We start from the raw sequence: 9163 nt of genomic DNA, 5'->3' as shown, positions 1-9163 counted from the left end.
ACAGAATAAGAATAGCCATTCACAATATCTTGTGGACAAATTTTGCCCAAAATTCGGGATGACTCATGTTTGTTTTAGCTTAATCAAGCTTTCTAACAGCCTTTTCCTCTATTTTTTTTATCTTTGACAATAACATAGAAAGGTTTTCTAGTTTGAATGAAAAACTTTCCAGAAATCAACCAATCAATAATCAAGCCCCATAATATTCGTGAAAAAACTGCTTTATATTGCCTTCATCATTATTTACGCTGTGAATACACCAGTATTTGCACAAAAAAAGAAAGTTAGCTTAGAAGATATTTGGACTAAATATACTTTCAACCAAAAACAAGTAGAAAATGTCAATTGGATGAAAGATGGTGCATTTTATACTGCCCTTGATAATGGCAAAGTTATCAAATATCAAGTGACAGATGGTGCGGCAGTAGAGACCATCTTTAATGAAGCAGTAAGTGTAGAAAATCTAGGAAAAAAAATAGTAATAGATGACTATGCACTTTCTGCAGATGAACAAAAATTATTGATAAGTACAGAATCAGAGCCTATCTATCGTCGTAGTTCTAAAGAAGAAAATTTTGTATATGATTTGAAAACAAAGAAACTTGTTCAACTTTCTAGCGGAGGGAAACAAATGTTTGCTACTTTTTCTCCTGACGGTTCTAAAGTAGCTTTTGTGCGTCAAAACAACTTATTTATCGTAGATTTAAGTACTATGACAGAGCAGAAAATTACGAATGATGGAAAATGGAATCATATTATCAATGGTGCTTGCGACTGGGTTTATGAAGAAGAATTCTCTTTTGCTCGTGCCTTTCAATGGTCACCCGATAGCAAGAAAATAGCCTATTATACTTTTGATGAGAGCAATGTACCAGAATATAATTTGCAAATGTGGGGTAAATTATATCCTACAGATTACCGTTATAAGTACCCAAAAGCAGGAGAAGCAAATTCTAAAGTAGCTATTTCGGTGTATCACCTGAATGAAGTAAAAAGCACTAAAATGGATATTGGTTACGATACTGATATTTATGTGCCAAGGATTCGATGGACACAGGATGCTAATGTGTTGTCTATCACAAAATTGAATCGTTTACAAAACCATTTGGATATTCTTCACGCTGATGCTTTAACGGGTAATACTAAAGTAATTCATACAGAAGAAAGTAGAACCTATGTAGATGTTGAACATTTTGCGGATGATTTAACGTATTTGTCTGACGGGAAATCATTCATTGCATCTTCGGAAAAAGACGGTTTCAAACATCTTTATCATTATGATATTACGGGTAAATTGATACAGCAAATCACCACTGGTAAATGGGAAGTAGATGATTTTTATGGGATTGATGAAAAAACAAAAACACTTTACTTTACGTCTACCGAATTATCTAATACCGAACGCCAATTATTTAGTATTTCTTTAGATGGGAAAAACAAAAAACAGCTTTCGCAAGAGAAGGGTATGAATAGTGCTAATTTCAGCAATGATTTTAAATACTACATCCTCAATCATTCGGCGGCGAATATTCCAGTAAAGGTAAGTTTACACAAAGCCCCATCGGGACAATTAGTAAAAGTGTTAGAAGACAATGCTGAACTAAGAAAAACCCTTGAAACTTATGATTTAGCGAAAAAGGAGTTTATGACTATCACAACATCTGAAAACATTGAGTTGAACGCATGGATGATTAAGCCTACTAATTTTGACCCTAAGAAAAAATATCCAGTATTTATGTTTCTATATGGTGGACCGGGAAGTCAGCAGGTATTAAATCAGTTTGATAGTTTTAATTCATTTTGGTATCAGCATTTAGCTCAGAAAGGATACATCGTTGCTTGTGTAGATAACCGTGGAACTGGTGGAAAAGGAGCAGATTTTAAGAAATGTACTTACCTGAATTTAGGAAAGCTAGAAGTAAAAGACCAAATAGAAGCTGCAAAATATTGGGGAAGTTTGCCTTATGTAGATAAAACTAGAATCGGGATTCAGGGATGGAGTTATGGTGGATATATGTCATCAAATTGTTTGTTCCAAGGTGCTGATTATTTCAAAGCAGCCATTGCTGTTGCTCCAGTTACGAACTGGCGTTTTTATGATAGTATTTATACTGAAAGATTCTTAAGAACTCCTCAGGAAAATGCAAAGGGCTATGATGAAAACTCGCCTGTTACCTATGCTAAAAACTTAAAAGGGAATTTTCTATTAGTACATGGAACGGGAGATGATAACGTACATTTTCAGAATTCAATAGCCCTAGAAGAAGCGTTGATTAAGACTAATAAACAGTTTCAATCGTTTTATTATCCAAACAAGAATCATGGTATTTATGGAGGTAACACTCGTTTCCACCTTTATACAATGATGACTAATTTTATTGAGAAGAATTTATAAGGGCTATGGGCTATCGGTCTTCGGCTTTTGGCTGTCGGTGACCTAATAATTATTCCTAGCGAGTGACTTAAGTCACTCGCTAGGAATAAAGAATTTATTATACCTTTTAATCATTCGCATCACCATGAACCTTCGTTTTTTACTACTAGTAGCCTGTCTACTTTGCCTGCATAATACTTTTGCACAAAATATTACTAGTCCCGAAGAACAAGGACAAATAAAGCAAGTGATAGCCGATGAGGCTAACTATTTTAATGCAAGGAATTTTGAAAAATGGAGCCTTTGTTTTCGACAAACAGCACAAACCTATTGGGCTGTGGTAGATAAAGAATTAACAGCACAACAAGAAAATTGGGATAATATCAGCAAGTTTGTTATTACTTATTTCGGTCAGAACCCTAAAGTGACTAAGGCAAGTTATACCAGAGAGAATTTTAATTTTAGAAAAGTAAATCCAACCTATGTATGGCTTAGTTTCGACCAAACAAAAATCACAGACGGTAAAAAGGTAGCAACCAAAGAGCTGAGGATAATGGAATTGATAAAAGGCGAGTGGAAAATCGTAAACCGAACAGGCTTTTCAGTCAATACCGAGAAAAAAGAAGAAACAGCTAAAACAGATAAAAACTGGAAAACCGAAGTGCTTGATAAGGTGGAGAAGAAGTTGAAAGAGACAAAACCAACTAAACAGTAGCACGACTTTACAAGTAGTGTAATTAAAAAGGGCAAATTCATTCAAAATGAATTTGCCCTTTTTAATAGCCAAAGCCTTAAACTAAATCACAGGCGTAGCAAATATTTTAACGTCCTCCACTGTAATTAATTCATTACACATAATGACTAATCTTTCTACAACGTTTCTTAATTCCCGAACATTCCCTGTCCAAGGTAAAGTTTGTAAATACTCCATGGCTTCTTTTTCAATTTGCTTAGTTGGTTGTCCGTATTCATCGGCCACATCATTAAGAAATTTATCTACTAACAAAGGAATATCATCTGGGCGTTGTTTAAGTGGGGGTACATATATCGGAATCACACTTAAACGGTGATACAAATCTTCACGGAAACGTCCTTCTGCAATTTCTACTTGTAAATTCTTATTGGTCGCTGCAAAAACACGCACATTGATTTTGATTTCCTTATCACCACCTACTCGCGTAATTTTATGTTCTTGTAAAGCCCTCAGCACTTTTGATTGTGCCGAAAGCGACATATCACCAATTTCATCTAAGAATAGTGTTCCGCCATCTGCTTGTTCAAACTTGCCAATTCTTTGTTTAACGGCAGAAGTAAAAGAGCCTTTTTCATGACCGAACAATTCTGATTCTATTAATTCAGCAGGAATGGCAGCACAGTTTACTTCAATCAAAGGCATTCCTACTCTATTACTTTTTTCATGCAGACGCTTCGCAACCATTTCCTTACCCGCCCCGTTAGGCCCAGTAATTAATACACGCGCCTCAGTCGGCCCCACACGGTCTGCAATATCTTTTACTTTTTGAATAGCGACAGATTCTCCAACAATTTCATTCAATCGGTAAACTTTTTTCTTCAAAACTTTTGTTTCTATGATCATTTTACCGCGCTCTACTGCATTTCTTACAGTTACTAAAAGACGATTCAGATCAGGCGGTTTAGATATAAAATCGAAGGCTCCACGTTTAGTGGCTTCTACTGCAGTTTCTACATTTCCAAAAGCCGAAATCATGATGAATTGTGTGGAACGTCCCAATTCTGTTGCTTTTTGAAGTAGCTCTAGACCATCGATTTTAGGCATACGAATATCGCAAAGCACCACATCATAGTCGTTTTGCTTGAACATCTCTAGTCCTTGTTCACCGTCGTTTGCTTCGTCAATATTATAGCCTTCATACTCTAGTATGTCTCGCAGAGCACCTCGAATCGCTTTTTCATCGTCAATAATTAATAATTTCGCCATGAATTGGAATTGGGGATTTTGTGCAGCTTCAATTTTAAGGTATTTATGCTGTGAATTTAAGAAGTAATCATTAAAAATACTTAATTTTATCCTCTTTACTTTGCTCTTTCTACCAAATTTATAATGAAAAAAGCAAAATTTGCATCAAGAATTAAATTTGGCTCATAGTTTTACCATATTTTTTTGCTTCAATTAAATTCAATTCCTCTCGGTTAAGTAATCATTTATTGAAATAGACGCTCATTTTTACTTTAGGTCACCTAGCCGACAATGCGATTGTTTGGATATTTCCAAATTTGTGATGTAATCAACATCATAAAACAATGAAATCGCTTCTCATCATTTTCTCAAGTATTGCTTTACTAAGTTCATGTGTCAAAAATATTGAACTCATTCCAGTAAATAATGTACAGCCTCCTGAAATAAAAGAAGGGAAAGAATTAGCTACAGGGATGTTTTCAAATGGTGCGCATGCAGTTTCAGGGACAGTTAAGATAATTAGCGATAGCAATAACGCTGACAAGAAATATTTATCCTTTGAAAACTTTAAAACTGAACAAGGACCAGACCTATACATTTATCTAGCTGAGGATACTCGTTCAACCAATTTCGTAACCGTAGTAAAACTTGATAAAACAGGTACGTTTGTATTGGATGTTCCACAGGAGGCTAAGCTTGATAAACAGAAATACGTATTGGTTTGGTGTCGGCAATTTAGTGTATTGTTTGGAAGTGCCAAGTTGTTATAGTGAAATTTTTAAATGAAATAATTAAATTCAAGCATAATGAAAAAAATATTTGTATGTTTATCGTTGAGTCTTGTCTGTATCAAAGGTTTTGCTCAAGGCTATGATACGTCTTATAAAACGGCCGATTTGGCTTTAGCTACAGGAACAGGATTTTCTCCGGCACTATCATATACTCAAATGTTTGGTATCGGCAAATCTTATCGTTTCAAAATAGGATATGGAGTACGATTAACGTCTTTTTTTGCGAATGATATTCAGTTACGAACAGCTCCCGCAAGCCTAACCTCGGGTACATCCAATTTTGCAGCATTAGTATCAGATGATATTGTAGCAAATATTGATACCTTTAGTATAAAAAAAGTACAAGCTAACGCATTAAATCTTACTATTAATTTACAATACGCCCTTACTCAAAAATTAGAAGTTGGTATCAATATAGATGCTATTGGCTTTAGTTTTGGTACTAAGCAGTCAGGCGATTTAATTGCCAAGGCTTCAAAGCGAAAGTTCAATGATGGTACTGTCGTTTCAGAGGCTAAACCAACTAATTTTAATCTATTATTAGTAAGCGATTCAGACAAAGGTAGTTTAAACTCAGAATTATTTCTGCGCTATTGGGTAAATAATACAATAGGTATACGGGGTGGTTTGAGTTTCTTTTTTGTCGAATATACTTCCGATAAAAAAGTATCTGTAGCCAACCAACAAAACGACCGATGGCGCTATAAAAGCCTTTTGCCAATGGTGGCAATTTCCTATAAATTTTAGAAGTTATGAAAAAAATCTTAATCTGTTTGCTCTTCGTAAATATCAGCACCTTTGCACAACAATGGAAACCCGTAACCGCAGGGGTTACATTTAAAATAAAAATGTTAGGCTCTACCATCAATGGTAAATTCAGAGGCTTTTCAGGAGTGTTGAAATTCGATGCAAATGATTTAAATAATGCAAGTTTGGTGGCTTCTGTAGAGGCGTCTACGTTGGATACCGACAATAATATCCGCAACAGACATTTGAAGGAAAAGGAAGATTTTTTTAATGTCGCTAAATATCCATCTATTAAAATGAAATCTACAAAGATTGAAAAATTCGGCAATGACTTTGTCGGATATTTTGATTTGACGATTAAAGAAACTACCAAAAATGTCAAAATACCATTTACATTCAAACAGGAAGGGAACAATGCTACCTTTTTAGGAAGTACCACCATTAACAGGAGAGAGTGGGCCGTAGGGGGAGGAACGCTTGGTATGAGTGAGGATGTGACATTTACAATCTTAGTCAATGCCGTAGTTCAGTAACTAGAAAATGTTTACAAATTATTGCTTTCAATTCACATAAAACTATAAAAAGATGCTCCAAAAAATTAACATTGAGATTATCAAACAGCTTGCTGATTTGATGGAGAGTTTAGAAAACGAAGTGTATAAAGATAATCTTGCCCCCTTGCATTATCATTCAGTTGGACAACACGTAAGGCATATTACTGAATTTTACTTATGTCTTTTAAAAGGGTACGAAACAGGAATGGTAAACTATGATGCCCGTGAACGAGATTTACGCATAGAAAGGGATAAGGGTTTTGCTTTGGAAGTATTAGAGAATGTAGCCAATCGCTTGGATTTTTACCAGCACGATAGAACATTAACCCTTCAATCTGCATTCGGTTTAGAACAGACAATGGATATTTCAAGTAGCTTTTTTCGCGAACTTACTTACCTGATAGAACATACTATTCATCATCTGGCGATTATCAAAATTGGGTTGAATGAAGTGTATCCAACTATTCACATTTCCTCTGACTTTGGTGTGGCTCATTCTACCATTAAACATCGCAAAATGGCTGAAGCCTAAAACAGATTAAAATTTCATGTAAATCAATACCAACTCATTTATTAAAAATGTGTGTACTTACTTATTTGCCTAATAAAAATGGTTTTTTCTTGACCAATAATCGAGACGAAGCCCTTGCACGCCCCAAAGCGATACCTCCTAGGAAGTATGTTATCAGTGGCAAACAGGTTTTTTTCCCGAAAGATGCACAAGCTGGTGGTACTTGGTTCGCCACTTCTGATGACTTTACGCTTTGCTTATTAAACGGAGCATTTGAAAAACATCAGCACAATCCTCCTTATAAACAAAGTAGAGGGCAGGTGATTCTGGATTTTTTCAAGTTTAATTCGACGGATGACTTTTTGGCACAATACGAATTTGAAGGAATAGAAAATTTTACTTTGATAGTTATTCATAACGACAATGAAAATATAAAGCTATGCGAGTTTCGTTGGGATGGTAAAGTTTTACATCATGCTCAGAAAGATGCGAGTAAGGCCCATATTTGGTCATCGGCTACCTTATACAGTGATGAAATCAGACATCAGCGAGAGCAATGGTTTGATGATTTTCAAGGTAAACATCCTAATTATAGTCCTGAACAAATAATTGATTTTCACCTCTATGGAGGAATAGGCGACGAGGAGAATGATATGCGTATAAACAGGGAAAATCTGTTAGTAACACAATGTGTATTTCAAGTAGTAAAACAAAATCAATATTTATCTTTCTCTTTCCATGATTTGCTTTCTGAACAAGCGTTGAAGTATAGAGTATTATAAGGTATTGATGCTTGTTTTTAGTACCTTACTTGCAAGACACTAACTGTGCGTATCTTTGCATTGTATAATGTAAGCTCAAGAAAATTAGTAATGAATACAAAATATTTAATGGTTGCTAGTGCTGTAGTGATGGGACTGATTGGTATCTCATGCACATTTTTTCCACAAGAAATTATTGCTTCTATAAGTGGGAGTGAAGCTACATTTCCTGTTTTAATCTTACAAGTACTTGGGGCATTATATCTGGGTTTTGCCATGATGAACTGGATGGCTAAAACCGTTTTAATCGGTGGAATTTATGCTCGACCATTAGCAATGGGTAATTTAATGCATTTTGCTATTGCAGGCATTGCTTTATTAAAAGCAGCAATGCAATATACCGCTCTTTCCTACCTATGGTTTATTTGTTTGATATATGTATTGTTTGCGTTATTATTTACCTACGTTTTCGTTACAAGCCCAGTAAAGAAGTAAGTGTATTAATGATAATAGCAATACAATAGTATTATGCAACGGTTAATGAGTTCTCAAAAATATTTTTTGATATTTTACCAATGATTTCTCCTTTAACTTGTACAAATACGTCTTCTTTGTCTTTAATCAATTGTAGTCTTCCTTTGAAAATAGAAGAGCATTCATCGGTGATGAATTGATTAAGTTTTTTTCTGTTTTCAATTCTGCAAACGAACTCCTGCTCATCTTTGATAACTACTAAACGAATCTTTTCTTTATGAGGAAGCACATTCAATGTAAATGAGGAATTTAGGGATATATTCATGATTTCAATTTTAACATCGTTTTAAACTATTAATAACTCAGACCAATTTAAATTTTGAGGCAATGATTTTCTACTAAATTCTATGTGCAAAACTCTTCGCTTTTTATTATTCGTCGTTCTATTTGAGGCATGTAAAAGCAATGGTTTCATAAACATTATTCCTCCTTTTTTTACCGAACAAATAGTCTCAGTTTCAACTGCCCAATCAATCGTTTCAGGTTTATAAATTCCCTTTAAGTGAGATGTTGGTACTATTTTTAATGCTCCATTGGCTTCATCAGTATCGTCAAGGTGAATACGAATTGTAAAATTATCCTCAAGTATATCAATTGGCGGATGTACCGCAAATTGGTTTTGTTTGTTTGTCCAAAGGTCAAATCCTTCAATCTCTACTTTTTTATCTACAGATATTGTTAAATCTTGATGATAAGCAACGAACCAGTTGGAATCTTCTGGTTTATCGAAATAAATAGATTTCACCACAAAATAGTCAGGACCAAATATTTCAGTAATAATTTGTCTCAACTTAGCCGAAAAAATTATTTTGACCGAATCTGGGACTTCTTTAAAGAACTGTCGGATAGCAAATAAATCTTTTGTTTTTCTAAAAGTATCTTTTATGGTGCCTACTTTTTCGATATGCGACAATAAATTGTTGATTTCTTCGTCACTAAAAACATTATCAAT

Annotated in this window: 11 protein-coding genes; 8 read left to right on the top strand and 3 right to left on the bottom strand. The window is 34.7% G+C overall.

Annotated elements, in window-relative coordinates; all coding sequences use genetic code 11:
• The first annotated feature begins 208 nt into the window (after window positions 1-208).
• Both AC07XN_RS21555 and AC07XN_RS21550 read left to right on the top strand, forming a co-directional pair.
• Entirely contained in the window at window positions 209-2395 is a 2187-nt protein-coding gene (locus tag AC07XN_RS21555; RefSeq protein WP_494744551.1) for a S9 family peptidase, read from the top strand.
• Between the two features lie 124 nt (window positions 2396-2519).
• Window positions 2520-3089 (top strand): hypothetical protein, encoded by a 570-nt coding sequence (locus AC07XN_RS21550; protein WP_494744550.1) that lies wholly within the window; start codon window positions 2520-2522, stop codon window positions 3087-3089.
• 81 nt (window positions 3090-3170) lie between these two features.
• Here the strand turns inward: AC07XN_RS21550 and AC07XN_RS21545 are convergent, their stop codons facing one another.
• Window positions 3171-4334, bottom strand: a complete 1164-nt coding sequence (locus AC07XN_RS21545) for a sigma-54-dependent transcriptional regulator (RefSeq protein ID WP_309912252.1) — start codon at window positions 4332-4334, stop codon at window positions 3171-3173.
• A 323-nt stretch (window positions 4335-4657) separates the two neighbouring features.
• Here AC07XN_RS21545 and AC07XN_RS21540 point away from each other — a divergent pair, with 323 nt between their 5' ends.
• The 6 genes from AC07XN_RS21540 (at window position 4658) to AC07XN_RS21515 (ending at window position 8172) form a co-directional block, all read left to right on the top strand.
• Window positions 4658-5083, top strand: coding sequence for a DM13 domain-containing protein (locus AC07XN_RS21540; RefSeq protein ID WP_309912250.1), 426 nt, complete (start codon window positions 4658-4660; stop codon window positions 5081-5083).
• Between the two features lie 36 nt (window positions 5084-5119).
• Window positions 5120-5851: a hypothetical protein gene (locus tag AC07XN_RS21535; RefSeq protein WP_494744549.1), complete on the top strand. Its 732-nt coding sequence runs from the start codon at window positions 5120-5122 to the stop codon at window positions 5849-5851.
• A gap of 5 nt (window positions 5852-5856) precedes the next feature.
• Complete coding sequence (locus tag AC07XN_RS21530; protein WP_309912246.1) at window positions 5857-6384, top strand: YceI family protein; 528 nt, start codon at window positions 5857-5859, stop codon at window positions 6382-6384.
• A gap of 52 nt (window positions 6385-6436) precedes the next feature.
• A complete protein-coding gene (locus AC07XN_RS21525; RefSeq protein ID WP_494744548.1) occupies window positions 6437-6937 on the top strand; it encodes a hypothetical protein in 501 nt (166 codons plus the stop codon).
• Window positions 6938-6984: 47 nt separating this feature from the next.
• Entirely contained in the window at window positions 6985-7698 is a 714-nt protein-coding gene (locus AC07XN_RS21520; RefSeq protein WP_494744547.1) for an NRDE family protein, read from the top strand.
• 90 nt (window positions 7699-7788) lie between these two features.
• Window positions 7789-8172 carry a hypothetical protein gene (locus AC07XN_RS21515; protein ID WP_494744546.1) on the top strand — a complete coding sequence of 128 codons (384 nt, stop codon included), beginning with the start codon at window positions 7789-7791 and terminating at the stop codon, window positions 8170-8172.
• A 31-nt stretch (window positions 8173-8203) separates the two neighbouring features.
• On the opposite strand, the gene AC07XN_RS21510 is transcribed toward AC07XN_RS21515, so the two are convergent.
• Together AC07XN_RS21510 and AC07XN_RS21505 are read right to left on the bottom strand one after the other, a co-directional pair.
• Entirely contained in the window at window positions 8204-8476 is a 273-nt protein-coding gene (locus AC07XN_RS21510; RefSeq protein ID WP_494744545.1) for a hypothetical protein, read from the bottom strand.
• A 21-nt stretch (window positions 8477-8497) separates the two neighbouring features.
• The coding region (locus AC07XN_RS21505) for a phytanoyl-CoA dioxygenase family protein (RefSeq protein ID WP_494744544.1) at window positions 8498-9163 on the bottom strand (666 nt) is incomplete at its 5' end.

The sequence above is a fragment of the Arcicella sp. GW458-12-2-14-TSB2 genome, from assembly GCF_059423785.1.
Note: the sequence above shows the minus strand (reverse complement) of the source record. Positions and strands in the feature narration are given on the sequence as shown.